This is a genomic window from Sodalis sp. RH14 (genome assembly GCF_047324285.1).
Lineage (GTDB): Bacteria > Pseudomonadota > Gammaproteobacteria > Enterobacterales > Enterobacteriaceae > Acerihabitans.
On record NZ_CP178739.1, the window covers coordinates 5,521,518 to 5,540,531 of the forward strand.

The window sequence follows — 19,014 nt, forward strand, 5'->3', positions numbered from 1 at the left end:
TTTGCCCGTGCCGGTACGGGCGTGCCGCCAAAATAATAGCCCTATCTTTATAATGGTTACTGTTTCTTTAATGCAATCTTTTTTCTCGGCGAAAGGCGAAAGTTCGCTGCTTTTGCTACCTGGATGCAGCCGTTTTGTGCAGGTCGTGAAATAAACCGGCGGTCGTTGGGGTAAATGCCCAAGGCGGGAGGGCGCGGATTTTCAGGTATCGCCCGGTCGGCAAAAGATGCTTTTTTGGGCAAATGTCTGGAAATTTAGGCATCGCCACCATGATCGCCCGGGGACATTTCGTTATACTTGTTAATTATTTGTTCACCGGGCGGGTCCCGGTACAGCCGCCCTTTGCCGTGAGTATGATGTCGATGCCTGGTTCTTCACCTCAGCAGGCCGCCAGCGGATGGCGTCTTAATCTGAATATTCTCTCCATCGTTGTCTTCAACTTCGTGAATTATTTATCCATTGGCCTGCCGCTGGCGGTATTGCCCGGTTATGTGCATAACCATATGGGCTACAGTGCGTTTTGGGCCGGCCTGGTGATCAGCCTGCAATATCTCGCTACCCTTCTGAGCCGTCCCTGGGCCGGGCGTTATGCCGACCGGGTCGGGCCGAAGCGCATCGTGGTGTTGGGCTTGTTCGGCTGCCTGCTGAGCGGGGTATTTTACCTGTTGTCATTGCTGGGCGACGCCCTGCCGGTCGCGGCGTTAATCCTGTTATGCGCCGGACGGGTGATACTGGGCATCGGGCAAAGTTTTGTCGGCACCGGCGCCACCCTGTGGGGGGTGGGCGCGGTCGGCTCGCTGCATATCGGCCGGGTGATCTCCTGGAACGGCGTGGCAAGCTACGGCGCCCTGGCCGTAGGCGCGCCGCTGGGGGTATGGTTGTACTATCTGGGCGGCTTGGGATTAATGGCGGCGGCGATCATTGTGGTTTGCGCCTTGGCGATTATGGCGGCGGTGCGCAAACCGCCGGTGAAGACCGCCACCGGTAAGCAGATTCCCTTTAGCGCGGTGGTGGGGCTTATCTGGCGTTACGGGCTGGTGCTGGCGTTCGCGTCCTGCGGGTTTGGCGTGATCGCCACCTTCATTACCCTGTTTTATGGCGATAAAGGCTGGGACGGCGCCGCTTTCGCCCTGACGCTGTTCAGCGTTGCGTTTGTCGGCACCCGGCTATTTTTTCCCAACAGTATTAACCGCTATGGCGGATTACGGGTTTCCATGGCCTGTTTTAGCGTGGAAGCCGCCGGCCTGCTGCTGGTGTGGCTCTCAGGCTCGCCCTGGATGGCGGAGGTGGGCGCGTTCCTGACGGGCGCCGGTTTCTCGTTGGTTTTCCCTGCGCTGGGGGTGGTGGCGATGAAGGAAGTGCCGCCGCAGAACCAGGGCAGCGCGCTGGCCACCTTTACCGCGTTTATGGATTTATCGCTGGGTATCGTCGGACCGCTGGCGGGCGTGTTGATGGCCCATGCAGGCGTTTCGTCGATTTATCTTTCAGCCGCCCTGCTGGTGCTGCTGGCACTGTTGATGACGCTGTCGCTCAGGCGGCGGGTGCTGCGCAACCACGCGTCCGGCCAGGCGCGTTAGAGCCGGCCCGCGGGGGCCGGACGGTTTATTTTACCACCAGGGTATTGAGGATAGACTCAGCCGCGGTTTGCGCCGTTTGCTGGTTTTCGGCGGGGAGGGTGATTTGCATGGTCAGCAGATGATTATCCACCCGGCCGATGACCACCGACGAATAGGCCGGTTTGCCGCCGCTGGAGACGATGCTGTCCAGCTGCTGAAACGTTTGGCCATTGACGGTAACGGCTTTATTGGTGACGACCTGCAGGTCCGGGTCGCGCGAGCGCTGCTGATCTTCCAGCCGCTGGGCCAGTACATCCAGCCCTTCGGTGGTATTATCGCCGAGGATGACGATCACCGCCTTGTGGCCCGTTTCATCGGCATAGACGTGCATATTATTGGCCTGGGTGCCCACCTTGCCGCTCTGATCGCTCATATCCCCGGGCAGGGCGAAGGTGAGCTTGCCGTCAAGCAGGCTGACTTTGGTTTGTGCCTGGCTATGCGCCGCGCCGTTGTCGACCGTGGCGTTGCGATCGTTTTTATTGTCACAGGCCGCCAGCCCGAAAACCAGTAAACCGATGCCGAGATACTTCGCTGCTTTCTGCATAAATTTCCTTAATGACTCCATTTATTCAGCCGTTCAGCTGTTTATAATCCGATGCGCTTGGGAAAGGCAACCAACTGATTGTCATAACTTTTTCTCAAGCCAAACCTGATTTTCCCCTTCATCATCCTGCGTTCCGTTCCGCGTCGGCAGGTAATGATTTGATATAAGAAACAATAGCATCCCCTGGAAGCTGCTGCGCGTATTTACGTTAATGGTGTGATATCCCTGCGCTTTTGCCCATGTTTCCTGCGCGGCCAGCAGCGCCCGCGCCACTCCCTGACGGCGGAAATCGGGCAAAACGCCCGCCAGCCACAGGTGAAATTCGCCGGCATTAAGGGCATATCCCGCAATAAAGCCTACGGGGCGGCCGTTGATCTCGGCGATAAGCAATTGATGCGGCCGGTGCTGCAGCCGCATTTCGATATCCATCAGGGAGTGGTGCGCATTCAGCTCCGGCAACTGAGCATACAATAGATGGATCTCTTTCGCGCTGGCGGTACGGTGGTTAATTATCATGGCAATCTCCCAAAAGCGAGTAAGCCAAGAATAACGCAATATGGAGGTTAACTCAGTTGGAGAAATCCGTTATTGCCCGGCCGTGCCATCCGTTTAAGCAGCATATTCAGCAAGATACCGTACATCGGCAGAAAAAACACCATGCTTATCAGTAGCTTGAAGCTATAATCCACCAAGGCGATCTCCACCCAATGCGCGGCCATAAACGGATCGGTGCTTTTATAAAACGCGATAAAAAAGAACGCCAGCGTATCGCTGATATTCCCAAGCAGCGTGGAGGCCGCCGGCGCCACCCACCACGGAAAACCGCGGCGCAGCCGGTTAAAGACATGGACATCCAGGATCTGGCCCAGGGCGTAGGCCATAAAACTGGCGCAGGCGATGCGGGCGACAAACAGATTAAGCTGCGCGAGCACGGCCATACCCTGCCATTCCCCCTGGTAAAACAGCGATGAAACGATATAGGAGATCACCAGCGCCGGCACCATTACAGCCAGGATAATCCTGCGGGCCAGCGGCGCGCCGAATATCCGTACCGTCAGGTCGGTTGCCAGGAAGATAAAAGGAAAAGTAAAGGCGCCCCAGGTGGTTTTGAAGCCGAAAACAGCAATCGGCAACTGCACCAGATAATTGCTTGAGGTGATAATGATAATGTGGAACAGCGCCAGCCAGAGCAGCGCATGCAGCCGCTGGCGCGGGGTAAATTTGAACATATATGGCCTTTTTTTGATAAATGGGGTGAGGGAACCCAGAACAAGAGATGCGCCGTTCAGCTATTAATTAACCACTTATGGGCGCGGCGCGCATAATACCTGCTTGTATTTAAAATGCAACCGTTGAGTTTATCATCAAATTCAGCCAAGCTTGCACAGACTCACGAACGCTGGAAATTTTATGTCTGACTGCTTTGCCGATGCCGACCTCACCCTTGATGCCCAGGGCCTGCGCTGCCCTGAGCCGGTTATGATGGTGCGTAAAACCGTCCGCCAGATGCAAACCGGCCAAACGCTGCTGGTCATCGCCGACGATCCGGCCACAACCCGCGACATTCCCGGCTTCTGCCGGTACATGGAACATGCCCTGCTGGCGCAGTCGACCGGGGAATTACCCTACCGTTATCTGTTGCGCAAAGGCTAATCAAAAATACAGGGACCGCACAATCAGGAAGTGGCCGGCGAAATAACTGGCCGCAATCACCGCTTTCGCCGCCCCGAAAGGGTAACGGAAATGGCTGATAAGCCACAGCACGGTGGTCAGCAGCAGCAGGCACGCGCCCGCCAGCAGTGAAAAACTGTGATCGGTGCTGCGGGCAAAGTACTGTTCACCGGCGATCCATACCATCAGCAGGGTCATGCCGATATACGTACAAATCGCCCAGCGCAGCTCCGCCAGGCGCGACCACAGCACGGCAATCAGCGCCGCGCCGATAATCAGCAGCACCACGGGCAGCGGCCAGAAGACGGTAAAGGTCATCTGGCTGGCGAACCCTATGGTATACAGCAGGTACGATAAGAAATAGGCGCCGATAACGTACATCATGCGTTCATTGGTCAGCAGCAGCAGCGCATCGCCGACCATGGTCGCCACCAGGCCGAGGATAATCAGGTAACCGGCGACGGTCAGCACCGGCGCCTGCGCCGCCAGGGCCAGGAGCAGCAGCAGGGTAACCGGCTTGAATAACCAGCGTTGCCATACCGGGCCTCGATAGGTGGCGTCGACAAACAACCAACCTGAAAAAACGACAGCGATAAATGACCAGAGCATAGTGTTTTTATCCTTATGTGCAGTGAGGGGGCGTTCCCTGATGTCTCATTTGGTACGATTAGCGCAGAGAAATTATGACGATCGTAAATTCAGTGTAGGGGATCGATATGGGTTTAACCCAGATTTAGGGACTGAGTGTGTTGTTACGGCGCTTTATGCTATGTTAGCGCCAGAATTTTTCCATGCAAATGACAATTACCCAGAAATGTGGGAGATAGCCGGGTTATGAGCAGCGAACTGCCCTTATATCGGATTCAATTTATCAATAACGGCAAAAACTATCAGCTTTATGTGCGCGAACTCAGCCAAAGCCCTATGTTCGGCTTTATCGAAATCGGCGAGTTTGTGTTTTACAGCCAAAGCGCCGTGTTGGTCGACCCGTCCGAAGAAAAACTGAAAACCGAATTTGCCGGCGTCAGCCGCAGCTATATTCCGCTGCACGCGGTGATCCGCATTGATGTCGTGACGGAAAAAGGCAGCGCGCGTATTTCCGATCTTGGCGATAATGTCACCACGTTCCCCTATTTTCCCGGCAAAAAACCCTCTTAAGCGCTCGTCCCGCGCGCTATTTATCCAGGCCGGCCGGCTTTTGCGCGCGTTGTTTCTTTTGCCAGGCCAGCATTTCAAATACGCCGAATAAAAACATGCGCGCCTGGAAAAGACGGCTGAGCTTGGGTTCGTCGCGGGTCAGGGTGGCTTTGAGCAGCGTGAGCTGTAACCCGTGCATAATCACCATAAAAATCATGGCGATATCAAGAAAATATTTTAACGGGCGCGGAAAGGGATGGATCAGGTTAAACACCAGGAATCCCCAGATAAGCAACATCAGTAAACGGCCCAGATTAATCCACATCATGTCGCTCCTGAAAGGGGCCATCTTGACGAATGTACAACCGGCAGGCCACCTGGCCGGCGACTTTTTCGCGGTGCAGGCGCCAGTGCGCGGGCGTCGCGACGTCGTGGTTTTCCGTTTCGGTCTCGAGATAAATCCAGGCGCCGGGCGCCAGCCAGTGATGCTGTTCCAGTAATTGCACCGTCTGGCCGATAAGCCCGCGGCGAAAAGGGGGATCGAGAAAGACCAGATCGTGCGGGGTACCCGGCTGCGCCAGCCAGCGCAGGCTGTCGGTCACGACAACCCGGCCGTTGGCGGCGCCCAGCAACTGCATGTTTTTATCCAGCTGGGCGGCTACGGATCGGTCTTGTTCCAGCAGCGTGGCGGCGCCGGCGTGACGGGACAGCGCCTCCAGGCCCAGCGCGCCGCTGCCGGCAAAACAATCCAGGCAGCGCGCGCCCTGGATCATCGGCGCCAGCCAGTTGAACAGCGTTTCCCGCACCCGGTCGGTGGTAGGGCGCAGCCCCGGGCTATCCGGCACCGGCAGTTTACGCCCGCGCCATTGACCGCCGATAATGCGGATTTGCCCGGCAGGACGCGAAGGGATTTTTTTTGCCATAGATGTCTTATTGTTCGCCAAATCAGTCAAAAAACCGGGTCAGGGTCTGTTGCCGGCTATTCTACCGGGCCGGCGACGCTTGGGGAATGTTAATTCGCTCTTGTTCGCCGACGGCGGGGAAAAGCCAACGCCAGGCGTGTTGAGCGGCCGCGAAGGTGATAAACTATCAGGTTTATCAGTCACGTTATTCATCCGCCATGATTCTTCGGCGAGGAGTGTAGTCGCAAATGGCAAAAGAGAAAAAACGCGGTTTCCTTTCCTGGTTAGGCATTAAGCGGCAGGATGACGAACCGGAACAGGAAAAACCGGTTGACCAGGATGCGCCGATCGCGGCCGATGACGCCGCCGCGTCATCGCCCCCGGCCGGCGAGGCGGCGGCTCGCGATACGGCACGGGATATCGTCGATATCACCGAACAGGTATCGGCGCGACAAACGGAGGGCGACCACGCCGGGCGTGATGACGCGAGTCTGGCCCTTGCCGAAGATGTCCGTCCCGAAGATACGCAACCGCCGGCGCAGGACGATATCACCGTGGCCGACGGGGATCGCGCCGGATATGGCGAATCAGGCCTGGCCCTCGCAGAAGACGTCCGTCCCGGCGAAGGGGCGTTGGCGGCCGCGGAAGATCTCGCCTGGCGCGACGAGGATAGCGTCGGCGTTCCGGAGATCGACGGGGCCGGCGGCGTGCCCCTGACCGAGCAGCAACGCCCGACCCGGGAAGGTTTTTTCGCCCGCCTGAAGCGGGGGCTGCTCAAGACCAAACAAAACCTCGGATCCGGATTTATCGGATTGTTTACCGGTAAGAAAATAGACGATGATTTGTTTGAACAGCTTGAAGAACAATTGCTGATTGCCGACGTGGGGGTGGAAACCACCCGCAAGATTATCGCCGGCCTTATCGAGCATGCCGACCGCCGGCACCTGAAGGACGCGGACTCGCTTTACGTCAAATTAAAAGAAGAAATGGGCGCCATCCTCGCCAGGGTCGATCGGCCGCTGGACGTGGGCGGCAAGACGCCGTTTGTCATTTTGATGGTCGGCGTCAACGGCGTCGGCAAGACCACCACCATCGGTAAATTGGCGCGCCAGTACCAGGCGCAGGGCAAAACCGTGATGCTGGCGGCCGGCGACACCTTCCGCGCGGCGGCGGTGGAGCAGCTGCAGGTCTGGGGCCAGCGTAACCGGATCCCGGTTATCGCCCAGCACACCGGTGCCGATTCCGCATCGGTCATCTTTGATGCCATCCAGGCGGCCAAGGCCCGCGGCGTTGATGTCCTTATCGCCGATACCGCCGGGCGCCTGCAGAACAAAAGCCATTTGATGGATGAACTGAAGAAAATCGTGCGGGTCATGAAAAAGCTGGACGACGACGCCCCCCATGAGGTTATGCTGACCCTGGACGCCAGCACCGGCCAGAACGCCGTCAGCCAGGCGCGGTTATTTAACGAAACGGTGCCGCTCACCGGCATTACCCTGACTAAACTGGACGGTACCGCCAAAGGCGGCGTGATCTTCGCGGTGGCCGACCAGTTCGGTATCCCGATCCGTTATATCGGCGTGGGCGAGGGCATTGAGGATTTGCGGCCGTTTAACGCCCCGGATTTTATTGAGGCGCTATTTTCACGGGATGTTACACAAGAACATTGATTGGTTGCCCAACAGGGTCCATTTTGCCCGAGAGGATTAATTAGGATGATTCGCTTTGAACAGGTCAGCAAAGCGTATCTTGGCGGACGACAGGCGCTGCAAAGCGTCAATTTTCATCTTCGTCCCGCCGAGATGGCCTTTCTGACCGGCCATTCAGGCGCGGGGAAAAGTACCCTGCTGAAACTGATATGCGGTATTGAACGGCCTAGCGCGGGTCATATATTTTTCGGCGGCCACGACATCAGTCGCCTGAAAAATGGCGAGGTGCCCTTTTTACGCCGCCAGATCGGCATGATCTTTCAGGATCATCATTTGCTGCTCGATCGCACCGTCTATGACAATGTGGCGATGCCGCTGATTATCGCCGGCGCCAGCGTCGAGGATATCAGGCGTCGCGTTTCGGCGGCCCTGGACAAGGTCGGCCTGCTGGATAAGGCGCGTAATTTCCCCATCCAGCTGTCGGGCGGCGAACAGCAGCGGGTCGGCATTGCCCGGGCGGTGGTGAATAAACCCGCGGTGCTGCTGGCGGACGAGCCTACCGGTAATCTGGATGACGCCTTGTCGGAGGAGATTTTACGCTTGTTTGAGGAATTTAACCGGGCCGGCGTGACGGTATTGATGGCCACCCATGACCTGAGCCTGATTGCCCGGCGGCGCTATCGCATCATGTCCCTTAGCCAGGGCAGGTTAGACGGGGGCCAGGATGGTGAATAAGCTTAACCGGCCCAAGGGCGCGCGCAGCGCCAAGCCGTTAAAAAACAAAAGTAAGGCGCTGCAAAGCGGCTGGCGCGAGCAATGGGGCTATGCCTGGAAAAGCGCGCTGGCGGATTTGCGCCTGCAGCCCCTGGCGACCTTATTAACTATTGCGGTAATTGCCATTTCGTTGACCTTGCCCAGCGTATGTTATCTGGTATGGAAAAATGTCAGCCAGGCGGCGGAGCAATGGTATCCCGCGCCGCAGTTGACCGTCTACCTGGACAAGGCCCTGGACGACGACGCGGCGCTTAAGGTGCTGGGAAGGCTTAAGCAGGAAGCCGGCGTGGAAAAGGTCAACTATCTGTCCCGCGAGGAGGCGATGGGGGAATTCCGTAACTGGTCGGGCTTCGGCGGCGCGCTTGATATGCTGGAGGAAAATCCGTTGCCCGCGGTGGCCATTATTACGCCTAAGCTGGATTTTCAGAGCGCCGACACCCTCAAGACCCTGCGCGACCGGGTCGCGGCGGTGCCGGGAGTGGATGAAGTCCGCATGGACGACAGCTGGTTTGCTCGCCTGGCGGCGTTAACCGGGCTGGTGGGGCAGGTTGCCGCCACCATTGGTCTGCTGATGATTATCGCGGTGTTCCTGGTTATCGGCAACAGCATCAGGCTGAGTATTTTCAGCCGCCGCGAAACCATTAATGTAATGAAGCTGCTGGGCGCCACCGACGGCTTTATCCTGCGGCCGTTTCTTAACGGCGGCGCGCTGCTGGGCCTGGGGGGCGCGATTTTGTCGCTGATCCTTTCGGAAACACTGGTCTGGCGGCTGGAGTCGGTGGTGGCGAAGGTCGCCGCGGTATTCGGCACCTCCTTTGCGCTGCACGGACTGGACTGGGAAGAGACGCTGCTGCTGCTGCTGATTTCCGCCATGATAGGCTGGGTGGCCGCCTGGATGGCGACGGTGCAACATTTACGTCATTTTACACCCCAATAACGTTTTTTTGTTATAATAGGGCATCGGATGTTGCGACCGCACGAGCTGATCCCCGTAGATAATGGTTATGAACTAAAATCGCTGTGAGCTAAAAATGGCAATGAACTAAGGTGTTCATCCCCGGTCTCATTAATGGCTAGCTGATTAATGAGGCCCATCAACCGGGCGCGCCATAAGGCAGCAGCATCAGAACATATTACGAGAGGACTTGAATGATTAAAGATATGCAAGCTTTAGCCCTGATTCCCCAAGGCAGTCTGGAAGCCTATATCCGGGCAGCCAACGCCTATCCTATGCTTACAGCGGAGGAAGAGCGGTCATTGGCTGAACAGCTGCATTATCAGGGCGACCTGGAGGCGGCCAAGCGGCTAATCCTGTCACACCTGCGCTTTGTCGTTCATATTGCGCGTAATTATTCCGGCTACGGCCTGCCGCAGGCCGACCTGATCCAGGAAGGCAACATCGGGCTGATGAAGGCGGTCCGCCGCTTTAACCCCGAAGTCGGGGTGCGCCTGGTTTCCTTTGCCGTCCATTGGATCAAGGCCGAAATCCACGAATATGTATTGCGCAATTGGCGCATCGTGAAGGTGGCCACCACCAAGGCGCAACGCAAGCTGTTCTTCAACCTGCGCAAGAGCAAGCAGCGCCTGGGGTGGTTTAACCAGGACGAAGTGGAGATGGTGGCCAAAACCCTGGGCGTGACCAGCAAGGACGTGCGGGAAATGGAATCGCGCATGGCGGCGCAGGATATGACCTTCGATCCAACGCCGGATGAAGAAGCCCGTGACGGGCAAGCGATGTCCCCCATGCTGTACCTGCAGGACAAGTCCTCCGACTTTGCCGACGGTATCGAGGAGGATAACTGGGACGATCATGCGGCGGATAAGCTCAGCGTGGCGCTGGAAGGGTTGGATGAACGCAGCCAGCACATCATCCGCGCGCGCTGGCTTGACGATGACAACAAATCCACGCTGCAGGAGCTGGCGGATAAATATGGCGTCTCGGCGGAACGCGTGCGCCAGCTGGAAAAAAACGCCATGAAAAAGATGCGTCTGGCGATAGAATCCTGACGGGTTTTTCAATCAAATCATAATTCCAAACGGCCGGTATATATACCGGCCGTTCTCATTTTCAACTCCCGCCCGCTCATCAATAAGTGCCGTATTAAATATTTATTTAGTTAAATAACTCTGCAATAAATTATGAATGTAATGGAATATTTTTTTGTACTTAATGATGAATATTATTTTTACTAAAAATAGGCAGGGAATAACAATTTTCTGATTGATGTAGTCATCGTTATTTTATTATTGAACAAGCCTGCCTTTATCATCCCTATTGAAGTCGATAAACTTAACGGGTAAAGTTATACATAATCCGCTTATAATATTCTGCTATAGAGAAATAAAATAGTAACAGGAGATAATATGGAAAAGGTTAATGGGAATATTCCCACTGACAATGGAGTGATCGCATTTACGCCCCCACCTGCCGACAGCATGGTCGCACATAATACGATACTGGCCGGAAGACTACGCAACGCCGGAAACGCGCCCGGTTGCACAGCACTGAATCAGTGTCATCACCCCATGGGCCATTATCCAATGCCAACGGCCATCTATCTCCCCGTTTATCCCGTCTATATGGGATGTTATACGCCGGGATATGTTTATCCGCCCCGGGCTATGGTGCATAACCAAATAAACCTGTCTGTCTGCACTTCGCCTGAAATAGCCGCTTATCCGCAAGAGAGCCGGCAGCAAGCCGTTGGTAAAGAAAGACTCCCGGTTTTTCCCAGCCGGTTCCAAGGTACCTATCGCGGCCCGATACGCAACAAGAAAGATATCGCTAAGCCATCCATGCCTAATCCTGTTGACTCAGCTATTGATACCGGCTCATTAAATGAAAGTAAGAAATTCATATTAAAGTGAGCGGAATAATATAAATAGCCATAGTGGTATGTGATCATGCTGCCGCTTTACCCGCCCTAATGCATTCCCGGAAGCCGGCTGGAATCAACGGCGTTTGTGCCAGCCGTCCGGCTCCTGGCAAAAACCGCAGGCATCCATAAACTGCGCCATCACCGCCAGGTCTTCGAAGTATTGGTTATTGCCTAGCCACCAATGATTGATTTCCGGCAGCAGCCGCTGCACTTCCGTCATAAGATAGAGCCCTACGCCGCGGCGGCGGGTTACCGCGCGCACCTGCGGCGCCACCAGGCGGCCTTCGTTCCATTCGTTATCAATGATCACCTGCACCGCGCCTAATAACCTGTCGTTAAAACGGGCGGCGAACACCGCGTGCGAGCCGGAAAGGCGGGCGTTGAGCAACGCGATATCGGTATTTGGCCAAATTTTCGCCAAATCAATCATATCCTGCGGGGTAAAACGGGATAACTGCTCAATAGTCAATTTCATACGTGTAATCACTTAAGACATAAAAAAATAATGTAGCGAATTTGTTGACAAAAGATTGTCTAAATCTTGCGATGATTAAAATAGCAATAAGTGATGCCCATCACAATAATTCCGGGTAAACGATCTCCTTGAATAGCCTAACCTAGCACGACCCGCTAGAAGATGATGAAAATACCGATAATAATATCATTATTTTGTGCTGTCCATGCAGGTTATTTCTGAAAGTATAAGTTGATTTACAGCATAATATTTCTGTTTAATAATATGAAAAATAAAGCTTATTAGAGAAACTTCGCAATCTGTAGGCTAAAGCATTATTACATATAATAAAAATACCAAATAGCGGTGAAAAACCGGCCAAAAAACAGGCAGCAAACACAACAAAACGGAGAACAGTGGATGAAATTCAACAAAGGCAACGCTTTGCTGGCCGGCTGTATGGCCATGGCAATGAGCCATTCCGTCTGGGCACAAGATATCAAGGTCGCCGTGGTCGGCGCAATGTCCGGTCCGGTTGCCCAATATGGCGACATGGAATTTACCGGGGCGCGCCAGGCCATTGCCGATATTAACGCCAAGGGCGGGGTAAAGGGCAACAAACTGGTGGGCGTCGAATATGATGACGCCTGCGATCCAAAGCAGGCGGTGGCGGTGGCCAATAAAGTCATCAACGATGGCATAAAGTATGTCATCGGCCATCTTTGCTCCTCCTCCACCCAGCCGGCGTCCGATATCTATGAAGACGAGGGCGTCATCATGATCACCCCGGCGGCCACCAATGCCGACCTGACCACGCGCGGCTATAAGATGATTATGCGTACCACCGGCCTGGACTCCGATCAGGGGCCGACCGCCGCGAAATACATCCTTGACGCGGTCAAACCTAAACGCATCGCCGTGGTTCACGACAAACAGCAGTACGGCGAGGGTCTGGCGCGTTCGGTACAGGACAGCCTGAAGAAAAATGGCGGCAACGTGGTGCTGTTCGAAGGGATCACCGCCGGTGATAAGGATTTCTCAACCCTGGTGGCGCGCCTGAAGAAAGAGAACGTTGATTTCGTTTATTTCGGCGGGTATTACCCGGAAATGGGGCAAATCCTGCGCCAGGCTAAACAGGCCGGACTGACCACCAAATTCATGGGGCCGGAAGGGGTAGGCAATTCCTCGTTATCCAACATCGCCGGCGCCGCCTCCGAAGGCATGCTGGTGACCCTGCCGAAGCGTTATGATCAGGTACCGTCCAACCAGCCGATAGTCGCCGCGCTGAAGGCGAAAAAGCTCGATCCCACCGGTCCGTTCGTCTGGACTACCTATGCGGCGGTACAGTCCCTGGCGGCCGGTATGGAAAGCGCCGGCATGGAACCGGCCGATATCGTCAAGGACCTGAAAGCCAGGACCGTGGAAACCGTTATGGGTCCATTGAGCTGGGATGAGAAGGGCGATCTGAAAGGATTTGAGTTCGGCGTATTTACATGGCACGCAGACGGTACTTCCACACCGATTAAATAATCTGCCGTTCCTCCCTGGTTAAAAAAATATCGCCGCTCCCGTTGGCCTCGCGTCACCGGGAGCGGCTTCGAAGGTTAAGGTATGTCCGAGCAGTTCCTTTATTTTATGCAGCAGTTGTTCAACGGCCTGACGTTGGGCAGCACCTATGCATTGATTGCCATTGGCTACACCATGGTTTACGGCATTATCGGCATGATTAACTTCGCCCACGGCGAAGTCTATATGATCGGCAGTTATGTCTCCTTTATTGTTATTGCCGCGCTGATGATGATGGGCATCGACGCCGGCTGGCTGCTGATCGGCGCCGGGTTTATCGCCGCCATCGTGATTTCCAGCGCCTACGGCTGGAGCATAGAACGGGTGGCCTATAAGCCGGTACGCTCCTCCAAGCGCCTGATTGCCCTGATTTCCGCCATCGGCATGTCTATTTTCCTGCAAAACTACGTTAGCCTGACGCAGGGTTCGCGGGATTTGGCGCTGCCGAGCCTGGCCAGCGGCCAATGGGTGCTGGGCGAAAGCAATGGTTTTGTCACCAGCATCAGCACCATGCAATTTACCATCTGGGCGGTGACCTTTGTCGCCATGCTGGCCCTGACGTTGTTTATTCGTTATTCACGCATGGGCCGCGCCTGTCGCGCCTGCGCGGAAGATTTGAAAATGGCCAGCCTGCTCGGCATCAGCACCGACCGGGTTATTTCACTGACCTTTGTGATTGGCGCGGCGATGGCGGCGGTGGCCGGCGTGCTGCTGGGCCAGTTTTATGGCGTCATCAACCCCTATATCGGCTTCATGGCCGGCATGAAGGCGTTTACCGCCGCGGTGCTGGGCGGTATCGGCAGCATTCCCGGCGCGATGCTAGGCGGGTTGATCCTGGGGGTAGCAGAGGCGCTGACCTCGGCCTACCTGAGCAGCGAATATAAAGACGTGGTCTCGTTTGCGTTGCTTATCGTGGTGTTGCTGGTGCTGCCCACCGGCATCCTGGGCCGTCCGGAGGTTGAGAAGGTATGAAGATCAACCATTTATTAAACGCGCTGTTCTGCGCGTTTATGCTGCTGGTGCTGGCCGCCTTTATGATGGGTATGCGCCTGAGCCTGGACGGTACCCACCTGGTGGTGCATAACGCCGGTGCGGTACGCTGGTATTGGATCGGTGCCGGCTGCGCGGTGGTGTTCGTGTTCCAGCTATTGCGGCCGGTTTTCCAGCATAGCCTGAAAAAAATCAGCGGGCCGTCCTGGGTATTGCCGAGCTTTGACGGCTCCACGCCGCGCCAGAAATGGCTCGCGCTGGTGATGATCCTGGCCGCCATCGCCTGGCCGTTCCTGGTATCGCGCGGCACGGTGGATATCGCCACCCTGACGCTTATCTATGTGATGCTGGGCCTGGGGTTGAACGTGGTGGTGGGATTATCCGGCCTGCTGGTACTGGGCTATGGCGGATTCTATGCCATCGGCGCCTATACCTACGCGTTGCTGAATCATTACTGCGGCCTGGGTTTTTGGGAAAGCCTGCCCCTGGCGGGGCTGGTCGCCGCCGGTTTTGGCCTGTTGCTGGGTTTTCCTGTGCTGCGCCTGCGCGGCGATTATCTGGCCATCGTTACCCTGGGATTTGGCGAGATTGTCCGCATCCTGCTGCTTAACAATACCGAGATAACCGGCGGGCCGAACGGGATCAGCCAGATCCCGAAACCCACCTTTTTTGGCCTGGAGTTTAACCGCAGCCCGCGCGACGGCGGTTGGGACACCTTCCATAACTTTTTTGGCCTGACCTACGACCCCAGCGACCGGATTATCTTTTTATATATGGTGGCGCTGCTGTTGGTGATTTTAACCTTGTTTGTGATAAACCGTCTGCTGCGCATGCCGCTGGGCCGGGCCTGGGAGGCGCTGCGCGAGGATGAAATCGCCTGTCGTTCGCTGGGCCTGAGCCCGACCCGTATCAAACTGACCGCCTTTACCATCAGCGCGGCGTTCGCCGGTTTTGCCGGGACGCTGTTTGCCGCGCGCCAGGGTTTTGTCAGCCCGGAGTCGTTTACCTTCGTCGAATCCGCCTTTGTGCTGGCCATTGTGGTGTTGGGCGGTATGGGGTCGCAGTTCGCGGTGATCCTGGCGGCCATCCTGCTGGTGGTGTCCCGCGAGCTGATGCGCGACCTGAACCAGTACAGCATGCTGCTGCTGGGCGCGTTGATGGTGCTGATGATGATCTGGCGACCGCAGGGCCTGTTGCCGATGAAACGTCCGCAGATGAAAATGAAGACCGGTAAAGGAGCGCAGGCATGACGTCCACGGCATTGCAGCCCCTGTTATCCGTTAAGGCGTTGACCATGCGTTTTGGCGGTCTGCTGGCGGTTAACCAGGTTGAACTGGAATTATTCCCCGGCGAAATCGTGTCGCTGATCGGCCCCAACGGCGCCGGTAAAACGACGGTGTTTAACTGCCTGACCGGGTTTTATCGTCCCACCGGCGGCACTATCATGCTGCGCGATCAGCATCTGGAAGGGCTTCCGGGCCAAACTATCGCCCGTATGGGGGTGGTGCGAACCTTCCAGCATGTGCGCTTATTCCGGGAAATGACGGTAATCGAAAACCTGCTGGTGGCGCAGCATCAGCATCTTAAAAGCGGCGTATTTGCCGGCTTGCTGAAAACCCGCGCCTTCCGCCAGGCGGAAGCCGAGGCGCAGGATTATGCCGGCGCCTGGCTTGACCGCGTGGGTTTACTGGAGTTGGCTAACCGTCAGGCGGGTAACCTGGCCTATGGCCAGCAGCGCCGGCTGGAGATTGCCCGGTGCATGGTGACGCGCCCGTCGCTGCTGATGCTTGATGAGCCGGCCGCCGGCCTGAACCCGAACGAGACCGCCGAGCTGAACCTGCTGATTGCCGAACTGCGGTCACAGCATAATGTATCGGTGTTATTGATTGAGCATGATATGAAGTTGGTGATGGGTATTTCCGATCGCATTTATGTGGTTAACCAGGGCATGCCGTTGGCAAAGGGTACGCCCGCCGAGATTCGCAGTAACCCGGACGTGATTCGGGCCTATTTGGGAGAGGCCTGATGACTCAGGATACCGCTATGCTGTCATTGCACCGGGTGTCGGCGCATTACGGTAAAATCCAGGCGTTGCATGAGGTGAGCCTGCATATTAATCCGGGCGAGATCGTGACGCTTATCGGCGCCAACGGCGCCGGCAAAACCACGTTGTTGGGTACGCTGTGTGGTGATCCGCGCGCCTCCAAGGGCCGGATTATGTTTGAGGGCGGCGATATTACCGATTGGCCAACGGCGCGGATCATGCGTGCCTCGATTGCCATCGTGCCGGAAGGGCGGCGGGTGTTTTCGCGGATGACGGTGGAAGAGAACCTGGCGATGGGGGGGTTCTTTGCCGACCGTCCGCAGTATCAGCAGCGGATTAAGCGGGTGTTCGAGCTTTTCCCGCGTTTGTATGAGCGTCGTGTGCAGCGCGCGGGCACCATGTCCGGGGGCGAGCAGCAGATGCTGGCCATTGGGCGGGCGTTGATGAGCCAGCCGCGATTGCTGCTGCTGGATGAGCCTTCGCTGGGACTGGCGCCGATTATTATCCAGCAGATATTCGATACCATCGAGCAGTTGCGTCAGGAGGGGATGACTATTTTCCTGGTGGAGCAGAATGCGAACCAGGCGCTGAAACTGGCTGACCGCGGCTATGTGTTGGAAAACGGCCATGTGGTGCTGGAGGATAGCGGCGAGGCGTTGCTGGCGAACGAGGCGGTGCGCAGCGCTTATCTGGGCGGGTGAGGTTATGTTGCCGCGGCGGGGGTTTGGCTGATGCTTGCGGCAAGGGTTTGGTTGACGCTTGCGGGGAGGTTTATGTTGCCGCGGCGAGGGTTTGGCCTGATGCTTGCGGGGAGATTTATGTTACCGCGGTGAGGGTTTGGCTGACGCTTGCGGGGAGGTTTATGTTGCCGCGGCGAGGGTTTGGCTGATGCTTGCGGGGAGGTTTATGTTGCCGCGGCTGGGGTTTCGCTGACACTTGCGGGTGAGGTTTATGTTGCCGCGGCGAGGGCTTCGCTTGCCATGCGTTCGAGCCTGTTTAGGAATCTGTGTAAACGCCTTTTTATAAATGACCACTTAAACGATCTCCAAATTCTATACTAAAACGATTCAATGCCATCTTCCACTCCCTCACCGGCATCGACCATTTTTTTGACGCCGCCTGGATGGCCAGCCACACCACTTTTTTTACCGATTCGTCTGACGGGAATACCTTGCGTTTTTTAATAGCGTGTCGGATCACGCTGTTTAGCGACTCGATGGCGTTTGTGGTGTAGATCGCTTTGCGAATGTCTTCCGGATAGGCGAAGAATGTCGCAAGGTTAGTCCAGTTAGCCTGCCAGCTCCGGCTTACTTGCGGATAACGGGAGTTCCATACGCTGGCGAACGTCTCCAGCGCCCGCTGTCCCGCTTCCTCCGTCGGTGCCTGGTACACTGCCTTCAAGTCTCGCATGACGGCCCTGGCGTCTTTCCAGGAGACAAAGCGCAGGCTGTTACGCACCATGTGTACGATACAAAGCTGAATGCAGGTCCTCGGGTAGACCGTATTAATAGCGTCAGGAAAGCCTTTCAGGCCATCGACGCAGGCGATAAAAATATCCTGTAATCCCCGGTTTTTAAGCTCGGTCAACACGTTTAGCCAGAACTTCGCGCCTTCGTTCTCTGCCATCCACATGCCCAGCAGTTCCTTTTGGCCTTCAATGTTAATTCCCAACGCCAGATACACGGATTTATTGATGACGCGACCGTCGTGGCGAACTTTTACCACGATGCAGTCCAGGTAAATGATGGGATAGAGCGTATCGAGTGGGCGATTCTGCCATTCAGTGACCTGCTCCAGAACCGCCTCAGTGACTTTCGATATCAGTGCTGGTGAGACATCCGCATCGTACATTTCCTTAAACATCGCCGATATCTCACGGGTGGTCATGCCTTTGGCATAAAGCGCCAGGATCTGGTCATCCATTCCGGTAATACGGGTCTGATTTTTCTTCACTAGTTGGGGCTCGAAGGTCCCTTCGCGATCACGAGGTGTCCTCAGCTCTAGCGGGCCATCACCTGTGGTAACCGTTTTAGAGGAATAACCGTTACGGGCGTTGGAACCCGATTTGAGCTGATTTTTCTCATAACCCAAATGGTGAGTCAGTTCAGCTTTAAGGGCAGCCTCAACACTTAATTTTTTTAAAAACCGATCAAATTGGCTCAGATCCTCAGGGGTTTTGAGACTTTTAGCCAGCTCAGTTGCGAGAGCCTGTAGCAATTTTTCGTCCATAAATTCACCTAATTCTAATGATGGATTGAACATATCAAAATCAGGCGATTACACAATCTTATGTACAGGCTCGATGGATTGAACATATCAAAATCAGGCGATTACACAATCTTATGTACAGGCTCCGCAGCGACGCGCGACCTGCCGGGCGCGCGGAGGTCAAGGAGGCCGTCGCGCTACGGCCTCTTTGTCGCTTGCCGGCACCCGGCACGACATAAAACAGCCTAACGCATGGCAAGCGAAACCTTCGCCATGGCGACATAAATCGCTCCGCACACGACAAGCGAAACCTCCACCACGGCGACATAAATCGCCCCGCACACGACAAGCGAAACCTCCGCCATGGCGACATAAATCGCCCCGCACACGACAAGCGAAACCTCCGCCACGGCGACATAAATCGCCCCGCACACGACAAGCGAAACCTCCGCCACGGCGACATAAATCGCCCCGCACACGACAAGCGAAACCTTCGCCACGGCGACATAAATCGCCCCGCACACGACAAGCGAAACTCACACCGCGGCGACATAAATCGCCCCGCCAGCCGCAAACGAAG

The 19,014-nt window shown here is 55.9% G+C and carries 22 protein-coding genes; 13 read left to right on the forward strand and 9 right to left on the reverse strand.

Annotation, left to right across the window (positions count from 1 at the left end):
• Positions 1-362 precede the first annotated feature (362 nt).
• Positions 363-1,577 carry an MFS transporter gene (locus tag ACL2XQ_RS25140; RefSeq protein WP_413740552.1) on the forward strand — a complete coding sequence of 405 codons (1,215 nt, stop codon included), beginning with the start codon at positions 363-365 and terminating at the stop codon, positions 1,575-1,577.
• 25 nt (positions 1,578-1,602) lie between these two features.
• Here the strand turns inward: ACL2XQ_RS25140 and ACL2XQ_RS25145 are convergent, their stop codons facing one another.
• The 3 genes from ACL2XQ_RS25145 to ACL2XQ_RS25155 form a co-directional block, all read right to left on the reverse strand.
• Positions 1,603-2,160: a DcrB family lipoprotein gene (locus ACL2XQ_RS25145; RefSeq protein WP_410013063.1), complete on the reverse strand. Its 558-nt coding sequence runs from the start codon at positions 2,158-2,160 to the stop codon at positions 1,603-1,605.
• An 81-nt stretch (positions 2,161-2,241) separates the two neighbouring features.
• The gene (locus ACL2XQ_RS25150) at positions 2,242-2,676 is read right to left on the reverse strand and encodes a GNAT family N-acetyltransferase (protein ID WP_410013064.1); all 435 of its coding nucleotides are present in this window, start codon (positions 2,674-2,676) and stop codon (positions 2,242-2,244) included.
• 47 nt (positions 2,677-2,723) lie between these two features.
• Positions 2,724-3,389, reverse strand: a complete 666-nt coding sequence (locus ACL2XQ_RS25155) for a 7-cyano-7-deazaguanine/7-aminomethyl-7-deazaguanine transporter (protein WP_413739818.1) — start codon at positions 3,387-3,389, stop codon at positions 2,724-2,726.
• A 181-nt stretch (positions 3,390-3,570) separates the two neighbouring features.
• Between ACL2XQ_RS25155 and tusA the strand changes: the two genes are divergently transcribed.
• Positions 3,571-3,813, forward strand: a complete 243-nt coding sequence (gene tusA, locus ACL2XQ_RS25160; RefSeq protein ID WP_410013066.1) for a sulfurtransferase TusA — start codon at positions 3,571-3,573, stop codon at positions 3,811-3,813.
• Here the strand turns inward: tusA and ACL2XQ_RS25165 are convergent, their stop codons facing one another.
• Positions 3,814-4,440 carry a lysoplasmalogenase gene (locus tag ACL2XQ_RS25165; RefSeq protein ID WP_410013067.1) on the reverse strand — a complete coding sequence of 209 codons (627 nt, stop codon included), beginning with the start codon at positions 4,438-4,440 and terminating at the stop codon, positions 3,814-3,816.
• A 225-nt stretch (positions 4,441-4,665) separates the two neighbouring features.
• Between ACL2XQ_RS25165 and ACL2XQ_RS25170 the strand changes: the two genes are divergently transcribed.
• Positions 4,666-4,989, forward strand: a complete 324-nt coding sequence (locus ACL2XQ_RS25170; RefSeq protein WP_410013068.1) for a DUF1820 family protein — start codon at positions 4,666-4,668, stop codon at positions 4,987-4,989.
• Positions 4,990-5,005: 16 nt separating this feature from the next.
• Here the strand turns inward: ACL2XQ_RS25170 and ACL2XQ_RS25175 are convergent, their stop codons facing one another.
• Together ACL2XQ_RS25175 and rsmD are read right to left on the reverse strand one after the other, a co-directional pair.
• Positions 5,006-5,293 (reverse strand): DUF1145 family protein, encoded by a 288-nt coding sequence (locus ACL2XQ_RS25175; RefSeq protein WP_410016695.1) that lies wholly within the window; start codon positions 5,291-5,293, stop codon positions 5,006-5,008.
• A complete protein-coding gene (rsmD, locus tag ACL2XQ_RS25180) occupies positions 5,283-5,891 on the reverse strand; it encodes a 16S rRNA (guanine(966)-N(2))-methyltransferase (RefSeq protein ID WP_410013069.1) in 609 nt (202 codons plus the stop codon). The genes ACL2XQ_RS25175 and rsmD overlap by 11 nt, the downstream gene beginning before the upstream one ends.
• A gap of 227 nt (positions 5,892-6,118) precedes the next feature.
• Here rsmD and ftsY point away from each other — a divergent pair, with 227 nt between their 5' ends.
• The 5 genes from ftsY to ACL2XQ_RS25205 all read left to right on the forward strand — a co-directional run bounded on the left by ftsY (position 6,119) and on the right by ACL2XQ_RS25205 (position 11,161).
• The gene (gene ftsY, locus ACL2XQ_RS25185) at positions 6,119-7,540 is read left to right on the forward strand and encodes a signal recognition particle-docking protein FtsY (RefSeq protein ID WP_413739819.1); all 1,422 of its coding nucleotides are present in this window, start codon (positions 6,119-6,121) and stop codon (positions 7,538-7,540) included.
• 45 nt (positions 7,541-7,585) lie between these two features.
• Complete coding sequence (ftsE, locus tag ACL2XQ_RS25190; protein ID WP_410013071.1) at positions 7,586-8,254, forward strand: cell division ATP-binding protein FtsE; 669 nt, start codon at positions 7,586-7,588, stop codon at positions 8,252-8,254.
• The gene (gene ftsX / locus ACL2XQ_RS25195; protein WP_410013072.1) at positions 8,244-9,230 is read left to right on the forward strand and encodes a permease-like cell division protein FtsX; all 987 of its coding nucleotides are present in this window, start codon (positions 8,244-8,246) and stop codon (positions 9,228-9,230) included. Before ftsE ends, ftsX begins: the two co-directional genes overlap by 11 nt.
• A gap of 212 nt (positions 9,231-9,442) precedes the next feature.
• Positions 9,443-10,300: an RNA polymerase sigma factor RpoH gene (gene rpoH / locus ACL2XQ_RS25200; protein ID WP_410013073.1), complete on the forward strand. Its 858-nt coding sequence runs from the start codon at positions 9,443-9,445 to the stop codon at positions 10,298-10,300.
• A 357-nt stretch (positions 10,301-10,657) separates the two neighbouring features.
• Positions 10,658-11,161: a hypothetical protein gene (locus ACL2XQ_RS25205; protein WP_413727530.1), complete on the forward strand. Its 504-nt coding sequence runs from the start codon at positions 10,658-10,660 to the stop codon at positions 11,159-11,161.
• An 84-nt stretch (positions 11,162-11,245) separates the two neighbouring features.
• On the opposite strand, the gene panM is transcribed toward ACL2XQ_RS25205, so the two are convergent.
• A complete protein-coding gene (panM, locus tag ACL2XQ_RS25210) occupies positions 11,246-11,647 on the reverse strand; it encodes an aspartate 1-decarboxylase autocleavage activator PanM (protein WP_410013075.1) in 402 nt (133 codons plus the stop codon).
• A 399-nt stretch (positions 11,648-12,046) separates the two neighbouring features.
• Here panM and ACL2XQ_RS25215 point away from each other — a divergent pair, with 399 nt between their 5' ends.
• The 5 genes from ACL2XQ_RS25215 (at position 12,047) to livF (ending at position 16,927) form a co-directional block, all read left to right on the forward strand.
• Entirely contained in the window at positions 12,047-13,156 is a 1,110-nt protein-coding gene (locus tag ACL2XQ_RS25215) for a branched-chain amino acid ABC transporter substrate-binding protein (RefSeq protein WP_410013076.1), read from the forward strand.
• A gap of 81 nt (positions 13,157-13,237) precedes the next feature.
• The gene (livH, locus tag ACL2XQ_RS25220; protein WP_331120756.1) at positions 13,238-14,164 is read left to right on the forward strand and encodes a high-affinity branched-chain amino acid ABC transporter permease LivH; all 927 of its coding nucleotides are present in this window, start codon (positions 13,238-13,240) and stop codon (positions 14,162-14,164) included.
• Positions 14,161-15,432, forward strand: a complete 1,272-nt coding sequence (locus ACL2XQ_RS25225; protein ID WP_410013077.1) for a high-affinity branched-chain amino acid ABC transporter permease LivM — start codon at positions 14,161-14,163, stop codon at positions 15,430-15,432. Before livH ends, ACL2XQ_RS25225 begins: the two co-directional genes overlap by 4 nt.
• Complete coding sequence (gene livG / locus ACL2XQ_RS25230) at positions 15,429-16,208, forward strand: high-affinity branched-chain amino acid ABC transporter ATP-binding protein LivG (RefSeq protein ID WP_410013078.1); 780 nt, start codon at positions 15,429-15,431, stop codon at positions 16,206-16,208. The genes ACL2XQ_RS25225 and livG overlap by 4 nt, the downstream gene beginning before the upstream one ends.
• Positions 16,208-16,927, forward strand: a complete 720-nt coding sequence (gene livF, locus ACL2XQ_RS25235) for a high-affinity branched-chain amino acid ABC transporter ATP-binding protein LivF (RefSeq protein ID WP_410013079.1) — start codon at positions 16,208-16,210, stop codon at positions 16,925-16,927. The genes livG and livF overlap by 1 nt, the downstream gene beginning before the upstream one ends.
• Before the next feature lie 319 nt (positions 16,928-17,246).
• Here the strand turns inward: livF and ACL2XQ_RS25240 are convergent, their stop codons facing one another.
• Together ACL2XQ_RS25240 and ACL2XQ_RS25245 are read right to left on the reverse strand one after the other, a co-directional pair.
• A complete protein-coding gene (locus ACL2XQ_RS25240) occupies positions 17,247-18,455 on the reverse strand; it encodes an IS256 family transposase (protein WP_413740493.1) in 1,209 nt (402 codons plus the stop codon).
• Positions 18,456-18,679: 224 nt separating this feature from the next.
• A complete protein-coding gene (locus ACL2XQ_RS25245; protein WP_413739820.1) occupies positions 18,680-18,913 on the reverse strand; it encodes a hypothetical protein in 234 nt (77 codons plus the stop codon).
• Positions 18,914-19,014 lie beyond the last annotated feature (101 nt).